The following is a 20,395-nucleotide window of genomic DNA, read 5'->3' as shown; positions in this document are numbered from 1 at the left end:
GGGGTCATCTCACAATCTCGCCGCGAGGCGGGTGCCCTGATCGATGGCGCGTTTCGCGTCGAGCTCGGCCGCGATGTCGGCGCCGCCGATCAGGTGCGTCCGAATGCCGAGCGCCTCGAGTTCGTCATGCAGTCCGCGCGACGGATCCTGGCCCGTGCACAGCACCACGGTGTCGACGTCGAGGGAGACCGGATCGCCGTCGAGCATCACGTGCAGGCCGCGGTCGTCGATGCTGCGGTACTCGGCGCCGGCCACCATGCGCACGCCGCGGCGCGCGAGCTCCGTCCGATGGATCCAACCGGTCGTCTTCCCGAGGCGGGCGCCGAGCTTGCCTGCGCTCCGCTGCAGCATCACGACGGAGCGCTTCGGAGGCGCGTCGACGGCGACGGTCAGGCCCCCAGGGCGGCGGTACTCGGTGTCGACGCCCCAGTACGAGAGGAAGCCCGCGACGTCCGCGGGATCCTCGTCCGTCTCCGAGGTGAGGAACTCGGCGACGTCGAAGCCGATGCCGCCGGCGCCGAGGATCGCGACGCGATCGCCCACCGGAACGCGATCGCGCAGCACATCGAGATAGCCGACCACCTTCGGGTGATCGAGCCCCTCGATCACGGGCCGCCTCGGAAGCACGCCGGTCGCGAGCACGATCTCGTCGAACCCCTCAGCAGCGAGCGTCGCGGCGTCGGCCCGTTCGCCGAGCCGAAGCGCCACTCCGGTTTCTGCGATGCGCACCGTGAAGTACCGGAGCGTCTCCCGGAACTCGCTCTTGCCGGGCACCTGCAGTGCGACGTTGAGCTGGCCGCCGATGCGTTCGTCGGCCTCGAAGAGCGTCACATCGTGGCCCCTGGAGGCCGCCGTCGTGGCGCACGACAACCCGGCCGGGCCCGAGCCGACGACTGCGATGCGACGCGGCGCCGGAGCTGGACCGATGACGAGCTCCGTCTCATGGCCGGCGCGAGGATTGACGAGGCACGAGGCGATCCTGCCCGCGAACGTGTGATCGAGGCAGGCCTGGTTGCACCCGATGCAGGTGTTGATGCGCTCCGGGGTTCCTGCGGCCGCCTTCGCGACGAATGAGGGATCGGCCAGGAACGGTCGCGCGAGCGAGACCATGTCCGCGCACCCCGCGGCGAGCACCGCCTCGGCATGCTCCGGGGTGTTGATCCGATTCGTGGCGATCACGGGGATCGAGACCGCTCCCATGAGCCGATGCGTCACCCAGGTGAATGCACCGCGGGGCACCGAACTCGCGATCGTGGGGATGCGCGCTTCGTGCCAGCCGATACCCGTATTGATGACCGAGGCTCCGGCGGCTTCGACGCGATGCGCGAGGTCGATGACCTCCTCGAGGGTGGAGCCGCTCGGTACGAGGTCGAGCATCGAGAGACGATGGATGAGGATGCCGTTCTCCCCGAGCGCCGCCCGCACGCCCCGCACGATCTCGACGGGGAAGCGGGTCCGTCGCTCGGCGTCGCCGCCCCAACCATCGGAGCGTTGGTTCGTGTGGGGCGCAGTGAACTCATTGATGAGGTACCCCTCCGACCCCATGATCTCGACGCCGTCGTACCCCGCGACCATCGCGAGTGCAGCAGTGCGGGCGAAGTCCGCGATGGTGCGCTCGATGTCGGCCTCGGTGAGCTCGCGAGGCGTGATCGGCGAGATGGGGGCCTTGATCGCGCTCGGTGCCACGATATCGCCGTGCGCGCCGTATCGGCCGGCATGGAGGATCTGCAGCACGATGCGGCCGCCCGCGTCGTGCACCGCGTCCGTGACGATGCGGTGGTCGGCGACGTCGGCATCGGTCGTCAGTGTCGCTGCCCCTGGAGTGAGCCGTCCCTCGGCATTGGGCGAGACGCCGCCGGTCACGATCAGTGCGGCCCCGCCCGCCACGCGTTCGCGGTAGAAGGCCGCGAGCCGCTCGAAGCCTCCCGGAGTCTCCTCGAGGCCGATGTGCATCGAGCCCATGATGATGCGGTTCGGAAGGGTGATCGCCCCCAGTGTGAGGGGAGTGAAGAGATTCGGGTACGTCAGCGTCGACATGCAGCTCCCGTGTCAGGGTCAGGGTGATCTGAATGTAGCGATACGCAGGGGGCACGTCGAGTGCGGTGTGCGCAACATACAAAAACGAGGTGCGGGGCATGCGCCCCGCACCTCGTTCAGGTGCTCGATTTAGAGCGAGCGGATGTTGCTCGCCTGCAGACCCTTGGGGCCCTGCTCGACGTCGAACTCGACGCGCTGCTCTTCGAACAGGTCGCGACGGCCGCTCCCCGCGATCGCGCTGAAGTGCGCGAAGACGTCGGATGCTCCGTCGTCAGGGGTGATGAAGCCGAAGCCCTTTTCCGAGTTGAACCATTTCACGGTGCCGGTGGCCATACTGTATTTCCTTCGTGTTGCTGGCCGCGGGAGCGGCCGGGGTGCCACGGCGACGGCGCCGACGTGGAGACTGGTAGCGTGCTGCATTTCAGCGGCAAATAAAACGTGCTGGAGAATCCCTACGTTCGGCATTACTGGTCTTACCCGGTGAGCTTATCCCACGGTCTGAGCTGGCGCGAGACCCGGCTACGGAATCGTTACCTTCGATGACGGGCGTTCACTTCGGCGTTGACATCGGCTCCGGATTGCGTAGGCTACTGAAAGTCATGATGACCTTAACCTCAGCCGGTTGAGTGTATGGCCGAGAGGGGGTCGAAGTGGGATTCGTCGATGTCAGCGCGAGCGAGCGACCGTACCTGCCGCCTGCGGTCGCGGTGTCGACGGTGGCCTTCGCCCTGCGGCCCCCCTCGGGCGAGTCGACCATCGATGGGAGCCCGGGTCTCAGTGGTGAAGCCGAATCGTCGGCGACGCTCTGGATCCCCCTCGTGCGCCGCACCCGCGAACCGTTCAGAGGTCGCTGGGCGCTCCCGGGCGGGCCGACGCGCTGGGATGAGACGCTCGCGGATACGGCACTGCGCTCGATCCGCTCGGCTGCCCATGTGACGCCTCGCTATCTCGAGCAGTTGTACGCGTTCGGCGGGGTGGAGCGATCCGCCGACGCGCAGCGTCTCGTGACGATCGCGTACTGGGCCATGATCGGCGAGGGCGAGCTCACGGCAGGTGCCTCGCGCGGCAGCGACGCCGAACCGGCGCCCCCGCAATTCCGATACCGCGCCGGAGCCGGCGTCGGGGTCGGCGTTCGCCGGCGGTGGGACGACACCGGAACCGATCGATCCAGCGTCCCGCGGCCCGGCGACGAGGGCGGTGCGACGGGCGAGCACGAGCGCCCGCGGGGCAATGTCGCCTGGTGCTCCGCCGACCGACTGCCCGAGCTCGCCTTCGACCACGCCGACATCGTGGAGTACGCACTCGCGCGTCTCCGCAGCAAGACCGAGTACGCGGCGGTCGCGCACCGATTCCTCGGGGCGGTCTTCACCATCGGCCAGCTGCGCGCGGTGCACGAAGCCGTGCTCGGGTACGCGGTCGACCCGGCGAATTTCAGAAGGCAGACCCTCGCGCGGGGCACGCTCATCGACACCGGCGAGCGCGAAACGGGCTCGCCGCACCGACCGGCGCGACTGTACCGATTCTCGAACGATGCGGCGCCGGAGTTCCCCGACTCGCGCCCGAGCACCCGGAGGTCCTCATGACCAGCGTCACCGAACTCATCAGTATCGCCGCGGAGCGAGAACGCGAGGCGAGTGACCGGCCGGGCTCGGAGTCGAAGCTGGCGTCGGCCGGAGAACACCGCCGCCCGATCGCGCTCCGCTCCACCGGCCGGTCGAGTTGCGACTCCGCGCTCTCGCAACAGCCCTGGCAGGTCGACCGCGAGCCGGGGTACGGACCCGGCGCCTCCACGGTCGACCGAGCGCCGCGTGATGCTCCACGTCAGGGCCCGCTTCCCGAGCGATACACCGCGGCGACGGAGGAGCAGCTCGCGGCCTGGATCGTCGCGGCTCGCGCCGCCCTCGGATCGCGCGTGCAGATCCTCGGGCACTTCTATCAGCGCGACGAGATCGTGCAGTACGCGGACTTCGTGGGCGATTCGTTCATGCTCGCTCAGGCGGCGAAGTCGAGCCCGGAGGCCGAGGCGTTCGTCTTCTGCGGGGTGCACTTCATGGCCGAGACCGCGGACATCCTCTCGTCGCGCGACCAGGCGGTGATCCTGCCGAATCTCGCGGCGGGGTGCTCGATGGCCGACATGGCTACGATCGACCAGGTCGAGGCGTGCTGGCGGGAGCTCATGGCCGCGCTCGGGCCGACGGAGGAGGACGGCCGGCAGTCGGTCATCCCCGTGACGTACATGAACTCCTCCGCCGCGATCAAGGCATTCTGCGGTCGCAACGGCGGCATCGTCTGCACCTCGTCGAACGCGCGCACCGTGCTCGAGTGGGCGTTCGAACGGGGCCGGCGCGTCGTGTTCTTCCCGGACCAGCACCTCGGTCGCAACACTGCGAAATCCATGGGCGTCCCGGAAGCGGACATGCCGCTCTGGCGTCCGCACCTTCCGCTCGGGGGCAGCACCGAGCAGCAGCTGCGCGACGCGCGCGTCATCCTCTGGAACGGCTTCTGCTCCGTGCACAAGCGCTTCACCGTGGCCCAGATCGAGCAGGCTCGGGCAGAGCACCCCGGCGTACGGGTCATCGTGCATCCCGAGTGCCCCGCTGCCGTGGTCGAGGCCGCAGACGGGGCGGGTTCGACGGAGTACATTCGCCGGGAGGTCGAGAACGCGGCGCCGGGGAGCGTCATCGCGGTGGGTACCGAGATCAACCTCGTGAACCGCCTGCAGCAGCAGCATCCCGATCTGACGATCTTCTGCCTCGACCCCGTCGTGTGCCCCTGCTCCACGATGTACCGCATCCATCCGGCGTATCTCGCGTGGACGCTCGAATCGCTGCTCGAAGGAACGACGCCCAATCGCATCACGGTTCCCGATGCCGTCGCCGCCGACTCGCGCGTCGCGCTCGAACGCATGCTCGCCTCGAAACCATGATCCTCGTCATCGGTTCGGGGGTGGCCGGGCTCTCCGCCGCGCTCGCCGCGGTGCGCGCCGGTTCCGATGTCACCGTCGTGACTGCCGGGTGGCTCGGCGCCGATTCGAGCGTGCTCGACGATCACCGCGAGGCGGGCGGGAACACTCCGCTCGCGCAGGGCGGTATCGCGGCGGCGATCGGAAGGTCGGATCGCGCGGTCGATCACCTCGCGGATACCTTGGCGGCCGGCGCTGGTGCGAGCGACCCTGCCGCGGCGGAAGTGCTCGTTCGTGAGGGGGCGCGCGCGGTGAGCGAGCTGCTGTCATCGGGGTTCCCCGCAGATCGCGACCACGCGGGAGGCGTGGCGCTCGGGCTGGAAGCGGCCCACAGCCGGAACCGCATCGTCCACGCGGGAGGCGATCGCACCGGAGCCGTGCTCCATGCGCACCTTGCGACTCGTGTGCGGAAGACGATGGGGGAGCGCGGTGACGGAAGCCCTGCACGCCACGGGGCCCTCGATGTGCTGCAGCGCTCCGCGGCCGAGCGCCTGCTCGTGGAGTCGGGAGTCGTGGTCGGCGCCGAGATCCGAGACGAGCACGGGCGGCGCTCCGTGGTTCGCGCCGACGCCGTCGTGCTGGCGACCGGGGGATACGCCTCGCTCTACCCGTTGAGCTCGAATCACCCGGACGCGCGTGGTTCGGGCATCCTGCTCGGGGCCCGCGCGGGCGCCGTGGTCGCCGACCTCGAGTTCGTCCAGTTCCACCCGACCGTGCTGGTCGAGGCAGGCCGGTTCGGCGATTCCGGGCGGAGCCTCCTGATCTCCGAGGCCGTGCGCGGTGCCGGCGCCGTGCTGCGCGACGCCCGTGGTGCACGGTTCATGCTCGGACGGCACGACGGCGCAGAGCTCGCTCCGCGTGACGTGGTGTCGCTCGAGGCGCACCGTGCCATGCAGCGCGATCACGCCGCGGCGGTGTGGCTCGATGCGACTCCGGTCGAGCGATCGCACGGTCGGGGCGCACTGCGGCGCAGCTTCCCCGCGATCTCCCGCGCGCTCGCCGAGAGAGGGATCGACTGGACTCGCGAACCCGTGCCGATCGCGCCGGCAGCGCACTACACGATGGGCGGAATCGCGAGCGACACCTGGGGCCGCAGCAGTGCGCCCGGATTGTTCGTCGCGGGCGAAGTCGCATCGACCGGAGTGCACGGAGCCAACCGTCTCGCCTCGAACTCCCTGCTCGAGGGGCTGGTGTTCGGCGCCCGCGCGGGAGCTGCTGCAGCACGGTTCCGCCCTCGGCACGACCGGTGGATCGAGGACGGATCAGGCCTTGCGAGCCTCGTGCGCGGCGCCGAGTCGTGCACGGTGGGCACCGAGTCCACCGAAGGACCGTCCGTGACCGATACCGACGTTCGACGAGCAGTCGGAGCGCATCTCGGGATCGAGCGGAGCGCGGACGGGCTCGCGCGCGCCGAGCGGGTGTTCCAGCGCTGCGCGTCCGATGCGGCACAGCTCGCCGCGATGATCGGCGCAGCCGCCGCAGCCCGTTCGGAGAGCCGCGGCGCGCACGTCCGCTCCGACTTCCCCGAGACCGACCCGAGCCAGGCGCGACGGAAGGGGTACCGCGTGGTGTTCAGCGCGACGCCCGCATCGACGCCCGCATCAACACCCATGTCGACAACCGTGTCGACGCCCGCCTCGTCGCGCTCCCAAGCCGGTGGGCACCGGGCGGCACCGCGTCTCGAGTACGCGCTCTCGATCTCCGACCAAGGCACCGAGCAGAGGAGCGCCTGAGCATGCTGACCCGTCCGATCGTCGAAGCCGCAGTTCGCACTGCACTCGCCGAGGACGCCCCCTGGGGCGACATCACCGTTGAGCTCGCCATTCCGGAGAAGCTCGGCACTGCCGGGCGGATCGTGGCTCGCGAAGCGGGCGTGTTCGCCGGAGGCGCCCTGCTGCGCGAGACGTTCCGCCAGGCCGATGAGCGCGTCGCAGTCGATGACCTGGTGGATGACGGCGCCCCCTTCGAAGCCGGCGACGTGCTGGCGCGGGTCGCCGGCCCTGCCCGCGGCGTGCTGACCGGGGAACGGGTCGCGCTGAACTTCGCTCAGCGGCTCAGCGGTGTCGCCACGCTCACGGCGCGATACGTCTCGGCCGTCGCGCACACGTCGGCGCGCATTGCGGACACTCGGAAGACGACTCCCGGGCTGAGAGCTCTCGAGAAGGCCGCCGTCCGGGCCGGGGGAGGCTGCAATCACCGCTTCAGCCTCTCCGATGCGATCATGATCAAGGACAATCACCTCGCTGCACTCGGCGCGTTCGACGCGGCGACCACGACCGCTGCACTGCGCCGCCTGCGGGATCGCGCGGGCCACACGACCTCGATCATCGTCGAGATCGATCGGCTCGATCAGCTGGACGCGGTGCTCGCCGCCGCGCCCACCGGAGTACTGCTCGACAACTTCACCCGCTCTGAGCTGGAAGCCGCCGTGCAGCGGATCGGGGGTGCGGTCATCGCCGAGGCGAGCGGCGGGGTGACGCTCGACACCGTCGCGTCGATCGCGGAAACCGGCGTGGATGTGATCTCCGTCGGGCGACTGACGCACGGTGCGCTGGCGCTCGACCTGGGCCTCGATGCCGACTGAGCGCCGCCGATGAATCCGACGAACGAGCAGGCTCTGCGTCGCGAGGCGCAGCAAAGCGCCGCTCCGCACCAGGGCGGGCACCACGACGGATACCTCGATGCCGCCGCGACGGCGCCGATGCGGCCGGAAGCGCGTGCGGCGATGATCGCAGCGCTCGACGGCGGTGCGGCGAACGCGTCGAGCGTGCACCAGGCCGGTCATCGCGCGCGTGCCCTGATCGACGGGGCTCGAACGGAGATCGCTGCGGCCTTCGACGCGCTCCCCGCAGAGGTGGTCTTCACCGCGGGCGGCACCGAGGCCAATAATCTCGCGATCATCGGTCTCGCGGTCGCGAATCCTCGCGGGCGACACCTGGTCACCACGCCGATCGAGCATCCGTCAGTGCTCGAGAGCTGCCGGTATCTGGAGCGGGTGTTCGGCTTCACGATCGAGTTCGCGGAGGTCGACGCGACGGGCCGCGTGGAGCCCCGGTCCATCGCCGCACTCGTGCGCTCCGACACCGCGCTCGTCTCCGTCGGGCTGGCCAACGCCGAGGTCGGCACGGTGCAGGACCTGCCGGGCATCGCCGAGATCGCGCGCACGCGAGGTGCACTGATGCACACTGACGCGGTGCAAGCCGCGGCGGCCCTCCCGGTGCGGTTCTCGACCGCCCTCCGGGGCGACGACCCGACGAGGGTCTGGCCCGGTCCCGGTATCGACGCGATGACCATCGCGGGGCATAAGTTCGGCGGACCGCAGGGCACAGGTGCACTCCTGCTGCGTCCAGGTATCGCGGTCGAGCCGCTGATCCACGGCGGCGGACAGGAACGGGGCCGCCGAGCGGGCACCGAGAACGTCGCGGGCATCGCGGGGTTCGCTGCTGCAGTGGCCGCTGCGCGCTCCGATATCGGGGGCCGCGGAGTCGCCCTGATGCATTCGCGCGATGCCCTGATCGATCGGGTGCTCGCCGAGGTGCCGGGGTCGCTCCTCACAGGGCACCGAACCGAGCGCCTGCCCGGGCACGCCTCCTTCGCGATCTCCGGAGTGAGCGGGGAGTCCCTGCTGGTCGCACTCGACGCCGCCGGGTACGCGGTGTCATCGGGTTCGGCGTGCGCCGCGGGTTCGAGCGACCCCTCGCCGGTGCTGCTCGCCCTGGGGCTCTCCGCTGATCTCGCGCAGACGGGGATTCGTCTCACCCTTGCGAGCCCGCTCGCAGATGCTGCCATCGACCGCATCATCGCGGTGCTCCGCGCAGAGACCGACGCCGCGGCTCTGCGTCGGGGCGCGCGTCGACGGCAGCGCGGAATCGGGGAGCGAGCTGCTGAGACGTGAGCCGCTGCACCATGAGTGCGATCTCGTGCGAGGCATCGATTCGGAGCGCCGCCTGCACATGACGGCGTGCGACGGTCTGGCTGCCGTACAGCCACCAGAGCCATGCGCTCAAGGCGAAGACACCCGGGCGCAGCGATTCGGGTGTCTCTGCGATCACTGCGATCAGCCGATCGCAGACGGCGCGAAGACGCCCGTGCTCCGAGAACTCCGGGCAGACACCGGCCAGGATCCTGAAGACGGACCACCCGAGTGCGCCGGTCTCCGCCTCGTGGTCGACGGGCACGCCCGCGAACCTGCCGGCGGGCATCTCATGCGCGAGCTCGACCGGGAACTCGGGGCGCGTCAGCAGACCGAGTGCGATGACCAGCCACCGGTCCGAATGCTCGGTGCTTCGAATCAGGTGCGCGGTCGTCTCAGCGCTCAGGAGGCCGTCTTCCCGGAGCTCACGTGCAATCGACGCGGCATCGGCGATCCACGTGAAATAGCCGTCGGGTAGGCTCCCGGGCTCGGAGCGGCGCGGGGGGACCCGCTCCGAGCCCGGGAAATCGAACGGCGGATGCTGCTCGAGCGCGCGTTTCACAGCCGCGGCGCGAGCGGGAGCCGGCAGGGGAATCTCGCCGAGCTCGTCGAGATCGACCGGCGGATCGGCGTGGCGCAGGGCACCGCGCGATACGGGACTCTCCGCGATCTCACTGAGCGGTCTCGCGGCGCGCGGTGAACGGGGATCGAGGAGACTCGCCCACCCGTCTACCGCGACGACGCAGAGTTCTCGCACCTCGACGCCGTCCCTGCGCAATCGTCGTTCGAGGCGACGTGCGAGCCGGTGCCAGGGCGGTGCTCCATCTGCGGTGAACGACTCGCTGCTGGTGATGACGACCGCTGCAGCGATCGTGCGATGGTGCGCGGCGGCGAGGTCGCGCGCCAGCCCGCTGATGAAATCGAGGATCGCGATCGTCTCGCCGGGCTCCTCGTTCGCGGGGAGATCGATCCGCACAGCCGGGCCCGACCGAGAGCAGATGAATCCTACGACGAACAGGCTGTCGGTGGCGGTGAATCCCGTGACGTGGGGCAGAGCGGCGAGGAAATCCGCGGTGCCTCGGCAGCGGATGACAGGGCGGGAGTCGGGTATGTGTTCGGGCATGCCCCGATCCTGCGCTGTCGACGAGGGCGATATGCGGTTATGCACAGAACGCTGCGACGAGTGCGGGGCGGTCGCGCCGGGGCGGAGGTGTGAGCGGAGCTCCGCATACGCGCCGGCCCCGACGCGACCCGTCGGCCGCTACTCGACCAGCTTGCCCTCCACGGAGTCGTCGGCGGCAGCGCGAGCGAGATCTCGGAACGACGCCGGGGCCTCCGGGAGCGGTTCGAACACGGCGCCGCTCTCAGCAGTCCATACGAAATTGCCCCGCAGCGACGGATCCTGTTCCGTGTAGTCCGAGCGGTTGTGGCAGCCGCGCGTCTCACGCCGTTCGCGCGCGCACTCGATGGTCGCGCGTGCTGCGAGCATCGATCCGTAGAGATCGAAGGCGTGCGCGAGGTCGTCGAAGCCGGCGATGTCGGGGTGAGCGGTCACGCGCGCCACGCGCTCCTGCAGTGCATCGAGCTTGTCGAGCGCTGCGGTCAGCCCGGCCTCGCTGCGGACGACGCCGACGTGCTCGGTCATGATGTCCCGCAGTGCGCGCTGGAGGCGGCGAGGGCTCTCAGTGCTCTTCTCCGCGGCGCCGTCTCCCTCCAGCAGATGCCGCATCTCGGCGCGCGCCTCCGCGACTGCTGCTGGGTCGCGACGCACCTCGGTGCGGCCGGTCACGTACTCCGCCGCGTCGGTGCCGGTGATGCGCCCGTAGACGAGCAGCTCGATCAGCGAATTCCCGCCGAGACGGTTCGCGCCGTGAAGACCGCTCGATGCCTCGCCGATCGCGTAGAGGCCTTCGACACCCGTGCTGTGCGTATCGGGCGTGACCCACACTCCGCCCATGGAGTAGTGCGCGGTCGGCGCGATCTCGATCGGCTGCTCGGTGATGTCGAGCATCTGCAGGTCGATCAGCGTGCGATACACCCGGGGCAGCTTCGAGAGGATCTGCTCGCGCGGCAAGTGGGAGACGTCGAGGAAGACGCCGCCGTTGGTGGTGCCGCGACCCTCGGAGATCTCGGTGTAGCTCGCGAGAGCGACGCGGTCTCGGGTGGAGAGCTCCATGCGCTCGGGGTCGTAGCGCTCCATGAACCGCTCGCCGAGCGCGTTGCGCAGAATTCCGCCCTCACCGCGGGCGGCCTCGGAGACGAGGGTTCCGGCTGCGTCCGCGGGCTCCAGGATGCCCGACGGATGGAACTGCACGAGCTCCGCGTCGCGGATCTTGCCGCCCGCGAGCGCGGCCAGGCGGAAGGAATCGCCGGTGTTCTCGTCGCGGCGGGAGGAGGTATTGCGCCAGATGCGCGTGTGGCCGCCCGCCGCGAGGATCACAGCGTCGGCGTGGATGACCACGGGGCAGCCGTCGACGATGTCGAAGCCGTACGCGCCGAAGATGCGGCCGTCGGCGACGAGCAGGCGGGTGATGTACACGGTGTCGACGATCGAGACGCGCAGTTCGGCGGCGCGGCGCATGAGCGTGCGCTGGATCTCCAGGCCCGTGTAGTCGCCCGCATACGCGGTGCGGCGGTACTTGTGGGCGCCGAAGAAGCGCTGGCTGATCCGGCCGTCCGACTCGCGCGCGAACGGCATGCCCCAGCGCTCGAGGTCTTCGATGCCGCGCGCCGCGTTCCGCGTGACCGTCTCGACGATCGCCGGATCCGCGAGGAAGTAGGATTCCCGCAGCGTATCCGCCGCGTGCTGCTCCCAGCTGTCTTCGGGATCCATCGTGCCGAGTGCCGCGTTGATGCCGCCCGCGGCGAGCGTCGTGTGCGCGTCGTGCGCGCGTCGCTTGCCGACCGCGAGCACCTGCACTCCACGCTCTGCGAGTTCGATGGAGGCCCGGAGGCCGGCGCCACCGGTTCCGATGACGAGCACTGATGTGGAGAGGAGGCGTTCGGCACGGGAGGCTCCCGGGGAACTGGAAGTGGGAGACGAGCTGTTCATGCGCACCACGCTACGAGCGTTGCGACGATTACTCCAATGAATAGAGCTGATCATCAAGATGCGATTACGCTATGACCGTGAACCTCGAACAGCTCCGCGGTTTCGTGGAGATCGCCCGCCTCGGCCACTTCACCCGTGCCGCCGAGCGACTCCATCTGGCCCAGCCGTCGCTGAGCCGCCAGATCGCGGCGCTCGAGGCGGATCTGGGGGTCGACCTGCTGCATCGGGTGCGCGGCAACGTCGCCCTGACACCGGCGGGGGAGCGCCTCCTGCCCATCGCGCGTCGCATGCTCGCCGACGCCGACACCGCTCGGCACGAGATGACCGACCTCGCCGAGCTGCGAAGCGGGCGCATCCGTCTCGGAGCGACGCCGACGCTCTGCACGAGTCTGGTCGCCGACGTGCTCGCCGCATTCCGCGCGCGCTACCCGGGCATCGAGATCGAGATTCTCGAGCGGGGATCGCGCAGCCTCATCACCGCGCTCATGGAGGGCGGGCTCGATCTCGCTCTCATCGTCACCAGTGTGTCGTCGGGAGCAGCGCGCGCCGTGCTCGAGCGCGAGCAGATTCTGAGCGAGCGCCTCGTCGTCGTATCCGACCCGACGCAGCCCGACCCGTTCGGCCGCGATCGAGCGCTCCACGACGACGCGTCGCGCCCCGTCGAGCTCGAGGAGCTCGCCCGCGTTCCGCAGGTGCTGTTCCCGGAGAACTACGACCTGAGGGTGACCGTCGACGCCGCCTTCCGGGGGCGCGGCCTCACGCCGCTCGTCGCCGTAGCGGGAGCGGAGATGGATGCTGCGCTGAGCTTCGCCGGGCGAGGCATCGGCGTCGCCGTGGTGCCCGCGATGGTCGCGGCCGATCACCCGTGGCTGCGCACCGCGCCGCTCGCGGGCGCTTCACTCGCTCGAACGGTGAGCATCGCGCGCCGCGCCGACATGGCGCCGACGCGAGCCGGCGCTGCGCTGCAGTCGGTGATCCGCGAAATCGCGGATCGGGTCACCGCACCCGGGGCCGAACTCTCGAACCTCGTGACTCGCGTCGGAGAGTCGGCTGCGCTCAGGAGCGCTGCGCCTCCACCTGCGTGAGATCGGCCTCGAGCGCCACCCAGCCGAGCATGGCGCACTTGACCCGCATGACGAACTTGGAGACGCCCTGCAGAGCCACGGCGTCACCGAGCAGCTCTTCATCGGGTTCCCCTTCGCCCCTCGCCTGGATCATCTCTCGGAACGCGTCGATGCGCTCGCGCGCCTCGACGATCGACAGCGCGTCGTCGCGCACGAGCTGGGAGAGGATCGACGCGGAGGCCATCGAGATCGAACACCCCTGCCCGTCCCAAGCGATCTGCTGAATGCGGCCCGTCTCGGGATCGACGGCGATGGACAGGTCGATCTCATCGCCGCAGCTCGGATTGAACTCGTGGTGAGAGGCCGTCAGAGCGGCGTCGGTCGAATCGAGTTCGCCCTTGCCGATCGGTCGCTTCGAATGGTCGAGAATGACCTCCTGGTACAGCCCGTCGAGTGCGCTCATGCTCCGACCTCCGCTCCGAAATACCGCTGAGCGCCGCGGAGCGCGTCGACGAAGCGGTCGACTTCGTCCTCCGTCGTGGTCACGTGCACGCTCGCGCGAGTGCTCGACGTGATTCCGAGTGCGCGATGCAGCGGCTGCGCGCAGTGGTGGCCGACGCGCACCAGTACGCCCTGCTCGTCCAGATACTGCCCGACGTCGTGCGCGTGCACTCCCTCGACCGAGACCGCCGCAAGTGCCACCCGCTGAGACGTATCGGCCGGGCCGAGCAGGTGCAGGCCGGGCGTCTCGATGATGCCGGAGACGAGACGCTCCACGAGCTCGTGCTCCCGCGCCGCAGCACGATCCATGCCGACCGACTCCAGGAATGCGACTGCGGCGCCCATGCCGACCGCCTGCGAGACCGGCTGCGTGCCCGGTTCGAAGCGCTGCGGCGGCGGCATGAACTGCGACGAGTCCATCGTCACCCTGGTGATCGCGGAGCCGCCCGTGCGAGCCGGCGGCAGGGCGTCGAGCATCTCGGGTCGCCCGTAGAGCACGCCGATGCCGTTCGGGCCGAGCATCTTGTGGCCGGAGAATGCGGCGAAGTCGACGCCGAGCGCGGTGAAGTCCACCGGGAGATGGGGCACCGACTGGCAGGCGTCGAGCACGGTGACCGCGCCGACCGCGTGAGCGAGCTCGACGAGTTCGGCGACGGGTGCGATGTATCCGGTCACATTCGAGACATGGGCGAACGCGAAGACCCGCGTCCGGTCGTTCAGCGCCGCACGCGCATCGTCCAGCGACCAGGTGCCGTCCGGGCGCACCGGGATGTACCGCAGGCTCGCACCGGTCCGCTTCGCGAGGCGCTGCCAGGGAATGAGATTCGCGTGGTGCTCGGCCTCGGTGATCAGGATCTCGTCGCCCGCTTCGAGCCGGAAGCGCTCGCTGCCCGGCACCCCGAGCCCGGCATTCGCCTCTCCGATGCCCAGCGCGACGAGGTTCAGAGCGTCGGTGGCGTTCTCCGCCCAGACGATCTGCTCGGGAACCGCTGCTCCCACGAAGTTCGCGACCGCGATGCGCGCCCCTTCGAACGCCTCCGTTGCCGATCCGACGGCCCCGCTGGTGCCGCGGTGGACTGCGGCGTACGACGACTCGAGGAACGTCCGCTCCGCATCGAGCACCCTCCCGGGGCGCTGCGATGTCGCCGCGGCGTCGAGGTACGCGGGGGCGTGCTCCAGCGCGTCCTGCGCTGCGAAGTACGGGAACTCGGCGCGCAGCAGCGCGATATCTGCTGCGGTGAGCGCGGTGTTCAACGCGAGGTCTGGCATGTTCTCCATTCTTCCACCTCTTCAGGCGGCGGTACCGGCGTCCAGTGCAACGCGAGAGCGGGCCCCGCTATTCCGCGCGAGCGACCGTCTTGCGTTCCCGGGGAGGGCCCTCCTGCGCGCCCAGCGGCCAGTTGATCGCCCCGGCGACGAGCGCGAGCAGGGCAGCGCCGAGCGGCAGCACGAGTGCGGCGCGGGTTCCGAGTTCGGTCGCGATGACGCCGGTCAGCGCGGCGGCCGCCGACTGCCCGACCATCAGACCCGATCCGAGCATCGTCATAACGGTGGCCGAACGCCCGATGGGGCTGCGCGCCGCCCCGAACCCGTACAGCGTCACCAGCAGCGGCCCGACACCGATGCCCATGACCGCGAGGCTCAGCAGCATCGTCGGCACGTCCTGCGCCCACTGCAGCAGTGCGGTGCCCGCGACGATGCACAGCGCGAAGACCGGCCATCTCGCCCGCAGGGAGAAGCGCGGCGGCAGTGCGGCCACGCCGATGGCGAATATCGCGGATCCGACGCCCATGGCGCCGTAGAGCAATCCGGCGCTCTCCGGGTCGCCCCGATCCTGCATGAAGGAGGTGAGCGAGGTGAGCATCGATCCGAAGAACAGCCCGACGGTGACGATGCCGAACACGGTGACGAGGAGCGCGGGTCGCGCGAGTTCCGATGCCGGCGCGAGGGCCATCGCCCGCTCCTCCGCCGACTGCGCGGGCGCGCTCGTGCGGTGCAGCGCGAACGCGGAGACGAAGATCAGCGTCAGCACGGCCGCTCCCGCAATGGGAGCCCACGCGCCGAGCGTGGTGGCCAGAGCCCCGACGATCACCGGGCCGAACACGAAGATGACTTCGTCGGCGGCCGACTCGTACGCGAGCACGTTCGACAGCACTCGCGGTCGACGCTGCACGGGCAGATCGTGCGCGACGATCGTGACGAGTCTCGATCGCGACATCGGCGAGGTCTGGGGCACCGTCGCTCCGGCGAGGAACGACCCGACGAACAGCACCCACACCGGCAGCGGACTGAACGCGATCCACGCCAGAGCTCCCAGCAGCGCACTGTTCGCCACGGCTGCGACGAGGAGCGTGGGGCGCTGCCCGTACCGGTCGGCGGCGGCGCCGATGAGCGGCCCGAAGCAGGCGACGCCCAGCCCGACCATCGCCGAGTTCAGGCCTCCGAGCTCGACCGAACCGCGAGCGGAGACGACCAGCGTGAGCACGCCGATCACCATCATGGCGAACGGCAGGCGCGCGACGAGCGCGAGCGGGAAGTACAGTCTGCCCGTGCGCTCGAACAGCGTCGCCCCTCGGGGAGACGCCGGAGATGCCAGGTGCTCGCTCGTCTGATGCATAGCCGAGCAACTCTAGCAGGACGTCATGAGACGCTCCCCACCGCGGCGCCCTGCTGCGCCAGGAAGTCGGAGAAACCCTGAGCATCGTCGGGCGCACCGGCGTAGGGGACGCCGTCGACGACGGCGAACGGTGTGCTGGTGACCCTGAGCTCCGGATCCTGCGCCCCGGGAACCGGGTGATCGAACACCCAGCTGTTCAGCGACTGCGCGAAGGGCACGAAGCGCTCGGATTCGATGCAGGATCGCACCTCCTCGTTCGCGCCGCCCGATGCCTCGTCGACCGCGTCGATCAGAGCCTCGTTGTCGAGCCCGTTCGTCGTCTCGGAGGGTTGCACCGCAGGGTCGAAGAGGTGCCGGTGCACCTCCCAGGCAGCGTCGGGCTGGGCGTCGGCCACGCACGCCATCGCTCCGGAAGCGCGGGACGAGTAGGCGTCGGGGGAGACGCGGTCGAGGAACGCCAGCGGAATGATCTCCACCGTGGCCCGGCCGCTCGCAGCCAGGCGTTCGAGGGTCTCGCCGTTCGCCGTTTCGAACTCGGAGCAGTAGGGGCAGCGGTAGTCGACGTAGACGCGCACCGAATGCGCTGCCGAGCCGACCTCCGGAACCTCGGGAGCGCCGGAAGCCGGAACCTCGGAGCGCACCACTCCGTCCTGGTCGAAGACGATGCCGCCCGTCGCCATGTTCTCGGGCCAGACGATCTGCGCTTCCGCCCGCGGCTCATCTCCGACGGCCCCCGGGGCGCCCGGGCGAACGTGGTCGGCGACCGCTCCGGCGAGCGTCACGACCGAGAACACCCCGAGTGCGAGGGCTCCGAGGAGCGCGAGAACGCCCGCGACGAGCCCCGCGATCGCAGGCGCCCGGCGGCGGCGCGAGACCAGGCCGAGGATGCCGAGCACCACCGCGGCGATGCCGAGCAGAGCGCCGAGAATCGCCCCGTACCCGAAATAGAATGCCGAGACGACCACCGTCACGACCGCGCCCAATCCGAGAGCCATGGCCGCGGTCGAGACGGCGCCGCTCGCTCGCCGCCCCGGAACCGGCGACGTCGCGGCGAAGGGATGGGGCGGCGGGGACGCGGGCTGCTGCGGATCGGTCATCGCTCCATTCTGGCAGCACCCGTTTCTGCACCTACGATTGATGCATGATCCTTCTCGCGGCGACGCCGATCGGCAACCTCGGCGACGCCTCCGCCCGGTTGCGCAGCACGTTCGAGGAGGCGACCGTGATCGCCGCGGAGGACACGCGCCACACCGCGCAGCTGCTCAGGCTGCTCGATATCGCCAATCGACCCGAGCTCATCGCGCTGCACGATCACAACGAGCACGAGCGAGCGGCGGCGCTCGTCGAGCGCGCTGGGAGCGAGGACGTCGTGCTCGTGAGCGACGCCGGCATGCCGACCGTGTCCGACCCCGGGTTCCGGGTGGTGCAGCTGGCCGCGGAGCGGGGTGTCCCGGTCAGCGCGATTCCCGGCCCGAGCGCCGTCGTCACCGCGCTCGCGGTCTCAGGTCTTCCCACCGATCGCTTCGCCTTCGAAGGCTTCCTGCCTCGCAAACCGGGCGAGCGGTCTCGAGCGATGCGCGCCCTCGCATCCGAGCGGCGAACGCTGGTCTTCTTCGAAGCGCCGTCGCGGCTCGCGGCATCGCTCGGGGAACTCGCAGATGCGTTCGGAGACGATCGACCCGCGGCCGTGTGCCGCGAGCTCACGAAACTCCACGAGGAGGTGCGCCGCGGAGGGCTGCGCGATCTCGCGCGCTGGGCGGCCGACGGCGTGCGCGGCGAGATCGTCGTCGTCGTCGCGGGTGCGGTCGAAGCTACGGCGTCGCCTGAATCGGCCCTCGCCGAGGTGCAGGATCGGGTGCGCGCGGGGGAGCGTCTCAAGGATGCGACGCGCGCGGTCGCCGAAGCGACCGGCTTCTCCTCGCGAGAGCTCTACGCGGCCGCGCTCGCCGATCGCGAGTGACTTCACAGCCGTCGGGCAGGGCGATGCGCCATACTCGAAGGGCACTCATGGCCGCGCACCCGTTGTCCCTCCGTGTACTTCGCTGCACGCAGGGAACGGGGCGGCTCCTCGCGATTCGAAGGACTCCAATCACTGTGAAACTGACGCGCGCCATCGCCCCCGCTGCCCTCGTGGGCGCTCTGCTCATGGTCGGCTGCTCGAGCGGCGGTGGATCGGCGAGCGCCGACGCCGCCGGTGAGGAGTGCCTCGCCTCCGGGTCTGCGAGTTCCGGCGTCGAGGTCTCGGGCTCGGTCGGTGAGGACCTCGAACTCACGTCCGAGACCCCGGTACAGGCGGACAAGATTCAGCGGTCCGTGCTGCAGGAGGGTGAAGGGGACGTCGTCGAGGAGGGGCAGTCGGTGCTCACCTCGATGACGCTCTTCAACGGCGCCGATGGCTCGGCGCTCCAGCAGCTGCCCGCCAGCGCGATCCCGGTCGACAAGTCGGGTCTCGCCGAGTGGGCCTATGACGGGCTGCGATGCGCCACGGCCGGGGAGCAGATCGCGCTCGCCGCTCCGTACGCCGATGTGTTCGGCGAGACGCCGCCGGAGCAGACCGGCCTCGAGAACGTCACAGCCGACGACTCGCTCGTCATCGTCATGGAGTTCGGCGAGATCACCGACGCGTCTGATGCCGCGGCCGCTTCCGGCGAGCCCGGCACGCTCGAGGGCGACGAACTGCTGAAGAAGGCCGAGGGCAAGGCGGTCGAGGCCCCGGAGGGATTCCCGACGGTCGAGCTCGCTGAGGACGGCGAGCCCACCATCACCATCCCGGAGGGCCTCGAGGCTCCCGACGAGCTCGAGATCGCCACGCTGATCGAGGGCGACGGAGAAGAGGTGCAGCCGGGCGATCGCGTGTACGTGAACTACCGAGGCGTGATCTGGCGCACGGGCGAGGAGTTCGATTCGAGCTGGAGTCGCGGGGAGCCCACCGACTTCCTCACCACGCAGGTCATCGGCGGCTTCCAGCAGGCGCTCGAGGGGCAGAAGGTCGGCTCGCAGGTCATCTCCGTGGTGCCCGCCGAAGACGGCGGTTACGGCGCGGCGACGCTCGAGCAGCAGGGGCACCAGGGCGACGACGTGATGGTCTTCGTGCTCGACATCCTCGGCACGGTGCACGCCGACGCAGCCGCCGAGTAGCCTGGAGCGATGAAGCGCGTCATCGTCCTCGGCTCCACCGGCTCGATCGGGGAGCAGGCGCTCGACGTGATCCGCAAGCATCCGGCGAAGTACCAGGTGTCCGGTCTCGTTGCCGGAAGCAACGCTGACCGTGTGCGCGAGCAGGCCGACGAGTTCAACGTGGAGCACACCGCGCTCGGCGCCGAGGACGGCGTGCAGCTGATCCGCGACGTGCAGGCCGATCTCGTGCTGAACGGGATCACGGGCTCCGTCGGGCTCGGCCCCACTATCGCCGCACTCGAAGCCGGGCGCACGCTCGCGCTCGCGAACAAGGAGTCGCTCATCGTCGGCGGCGATCTCGTGACGGGTCTCGCGGCACCCGGGCAGATCGTCCCGGTGGACTCGGAGCACTCCGCGATCGCGCAGGCGCTGCGGTCGGGCCGCCGCGATGAAGTGCGGCGGCTGATCCTGACCGCGTCCGGCGGGCCGTTCCGAGGCCGCAGTCGCGAAGAACTGCGCGGCGCGACTCCCGCCGAGGCGATGGCGCACCCCACCTGGAACATGGGGCGCGTCGTCACGATCAACTCCGCCACGCTCGTGAACAAGGGGCTCGAGGTCATCGAAGCGCACCTGCTCTTCGGAGTCTCCTACGGCGACATCGAGGTCGTCGTCCACCCGCAGTCGGTGGTGCACTCGATGGTCGAGTTCATCGACGGTTCGACCATCGCGCAGGCCTCGCCGCCCGACATGCGCCTGCCGATCGCGCTCGGCCTCTCCTGGCCGGATCGCATGGGCAACGTCGGGGTTCCCCTCGACTGGCGCTCGGCGACCGCGTGGGAGTTCGAGCCGCTCGACTCGACGGCATTCCCGGCCGTCGACCTCGCCAAAGAGGTCGGGCGCGCACGCCTCACCTACCCGGCGGTGTACAACGCCGCGAACGAGGAGGCCGTCGACGCGTTCCACGCCGAGCGCATCGGGTTCCTCGACATCGTCGACATCGTGCGCCTGGTCGTGGAGGCGCACGAGACTCCCGCCGAGCTCACGCTCGACACCCTCGCCGAGGCCGAGCGCTGGGCCCGCGAACGGGCGCAGCAGGTGATCCGGGCGCACGAGCGATGATTCGCCCGCACCG

The 20,395-nt window shown here is 70.0% G+C and carries 17 protein-coding genes; 9 read left to right on the top strand and 8 right to left on the bottom strand.

Features of this window, described 5'->3' with window-relative positions:
• Positions 1–9: 9 nt before the first annotated feature.
• Both PQI23_RS04615 and PQI23_RS04610 read right to left on the bottom strand, forming a co-directional pair.
• Positions 10–2,037 (bottom strand): NADPH-dependent 2,4-dienoyl-CoA reductase, encoded by a 2,028-nt coding sequence (locus tag PQI23_RS04615; protein ID WP_339972003.1) that lies wholly within the window; start codon positions 2,035–2,037, stop codon positions 10–12.
• Between the two features lie 129 nt (positions 2,038–2,166).
• Positions 2,167–2,370 (bottom strand): cold-shock protein, encoded by a 204-nt coding sequence (locus tag PQI23_RS04610; protein WP_339972001.1) that lies wholly within the window; start codon positions 2,368–2,370, stop codon positions 2,167–2,169.
• Positions 2,371–2,687: 317 nt separating this feature from the next.
• Here PQI23_RS04610 and PQI23_RS04605 point away from each other — a divergent pair, with 317 nt between their 5' ends.
• From PQI23_RS04605 to PQI23_RS04585, 5 genes are read left to right on the top strand one after another with little or no spacing between them, the layout of a single operon-like run.
• Positions 2,688–3,620 carry an NUDIX hydrolase gene (locus PQI23_RS04605; RefSeq protein WP_339971999.1) on the top strand — a complete coding sequence of 311 codons (933 nt, stop codon included), beginning with the start codon at positions 2,688–2,690 and terminating at the stop codon, positions 3,618–3,620.
• Positions 3,617–4,963, top strand: a complete 1,347-nt coding sequence (gene nadA, locus PQI23_RS04600; RefSeq protein ID WP_339971997.1) for a quinolinate synthase NadA — start codon at positions 3,617–3,619, stop codon at positions 4,961–4,963. The genes PQI23_RS04605 and nadA overlap by 4 nt, the downstream gene beginning before the upstream one ends.
• A complete protein-coding gene (locus PQI23_RS04595) occupies positions 4,960–6,732 on the top strand; it encodes an L-aspartate oxidase (RefSeq protein WP_339971996.1) in 1,773 nt (590 codons plus the stop codon). Before nadA ends, PQI23_RS04595 begins: the two co-directional genes overlap by 4 nt.
• 2 nt (positions 6,733–6,734) lie before the next feature.
• The gene (gene nadC / locus PQI23_RS04590; RefSeq protein ID WP_339971994.1) at positions 6,735–7,583 is read left to right on the top strand and encodes a carboxylating nicotinate-nucleotide diphosphorylase; all 849 of its coding nucleotides are present in this window, start codon (positions 6,735–6,737) and stop codon (positions 7,581–7,583) included.
• A gap of 9 nt (positions 7,584–7,592) precedes the next feature.
• The gene (locus tag PQI23_RS04585; protein ID WP_339971992.1) at positions 7,593–8,894 is read left to right on the top strand and encodes a cysteine desulfurase family protein; all 1,302 of its coding nucleotides are present in this window, start codon (positions 7,593–7,595) and stop codon (positions 8,892–8,894) included.
• On the opposite strand, the gene PQI23_RS04580 is transcribed toward PQI23_RS04585, so the two are convergent.
• Together PQI23_RS04580 and PQI23_RS04575 are read right to left on the bottom strand one after the other, a co-directional pair.
• Positions 8,797–10,035 (bottom strand): DUF4192 family protein, encoded by a 1,239-nt coding sequence (locus PQI23_RS04580; protein WP_339971990.1) that lies wholly within the window; start codon positions 10,033–10,035, stop codon positions 8,797–8,799. The genes PQI23_RS04585 and PQI23_RS04580 overlap by 98 nt on opposite strands.
• A 138-nt stretch (positions 10,036–10,173) precedes the next feature.
• Positions 10,174–11,964 carry an FAD-binding protein gene (locus PQI23_RS04575; protein WP_339971987.1) on the bottom strand — a complete coding sequence of 597 codons (1,791 nt, stop codon included), beginning with the start codon at positions 11,962–11,964 and terminating at the stop codon, positions 10,174–10,176.
• A 77-nt stretch (positions 11,965–12,041) separates the two neighbouring features.
• On the opposite strand from PQI23_RS04575, the gene PQI23_RS04570 reads away from it, so the two are divergent.
• Positions 12,042–13,049 (top strand): LysR family transcriptional regulator, encoded by a 1,008-nt coding sequence (locus PQI23_RS04570; RefSeq protein WP_339971985.1) that lies wholly within the window; start codon positions 12,042–12,044, stop codon positions 13,047–13,049.
• On the opposite strand, the gene sufU is transcribed toward PQI23_RS04570, so the two are convergent.
• From sufU to PQI23_RS04550, 4 genes are read right to left on the bottom strand one after another with little or no spacing between them, the layout of a single operon-like run.
• A complete protein-coding gene (gene sufU / locus PQI23_RS04565; RefSeq protein WP_339971983.1) occupies positions 13,021–13,491 on the bottom strand; it encodes a Fe-S cluster assembly sulfur transfer protein SufU in 471 nt (156 codons plus the stop codon). The genes PQI23_RS04570 and sufU overlap by 29 nt on opposite strands.
• Positions 13,488–14,807, bottom strand: a complete 1,320-nt coding sequence (locus PQI23_RS04560; protein WP_339971981.1) for an aminotransferase class V-fold PLP-dependent enzyme — start codon at positions 14,805–14,807, stop codon at positions 13,488–13,490. The genes sufU and PQI23_RS04560 overlap by 4 nt, the downstream gene beginning before the upstream one ends.
• A 58-nt stretch (positions 14,808–14,865) precedes the next feature.
• Positions 14,866–16,146 (bottom strand): MFS transporter, encoded by a 1,281-nt coding sequence (locus PQI23_RS04555; protein WP_339971979.1) that lies wholly within the window; start codon positions 16,144–16,146, stop codon positions 14,866–14,868.
• 23 nt (positions 16,147–16,169) lie between these two features.
• On the bottom strand, positions 16,170–17,243 hold the full coding sequence (locus PQI23_RS04550; RefSeq protein WP_339971977.1) for a thioredoxin domain-containing protein: 1,074 nt from the start codon (positions 17,241–17,243) through the stop codon (positions 16,170–16,172).
• A gap of 44 nt (positions 17,244–17,287) precedes the next feature.
• Between PQI23_RS04550 and rsmI the strand changes: the two genes are divergently transcribed.
• From rsmI to dxr, 3 genes are all read left to right on the top strand, one after another.
• Positions 17,288–18,106 carry a 16S rRNA (cytidine(1402)-2'-O)-methyltransferase gene (gene rsmI / locus PQI23_RS04545; RefSeq protein ID WP_339971975.1) on the top strand — a complete coding sequence of 273 codons (819 nt, stop codon included), beginning with the start codon at positions 17,288–17,290 and terminating at the stop codon, positions 18,104–18,106.
• 134 nt (positions 18,107–18,240) lie between these two features.
• Entirely contained in the window at positions 18,241–19,284 is a 1,044-nt protein-coding gene (locus PQI23_RS04540; RefSeq protein ID WP_339971973.1) for an FKBP-type peptidyl-prolyl cis-trans isomerase, read from the top strand.
• A 9-nt stretch (positions 19,285–19,293) separates the two neighbouring features.
• On the top strand, positions 19,294–20,382 hold the full coding sequence (dxr, locus tag PQI23_RS04535; RefSeq protein WP_339971971.1) for a 1-deoxy-D-xylulose-5-phosphate reductoisomerase: 1,089 nt from the start codon (positions 19,294–19,296) through the stop codon (positions 20,380–20,382).
• Positions 20,383–20,395 lie beyond the last annotated feature (13 nt).

This window comes from Leucobacter sp. USCH14 (genome assembly GCF_037619215.1).
GTDB lineage: Bacteria > Actinomycetota > Actinomycetes > Actinomycetales > Microbacteriaceae > Leucobacter.
This window is presented reverse-complemented; position numbering and strand designations above follow the sequence as displayed.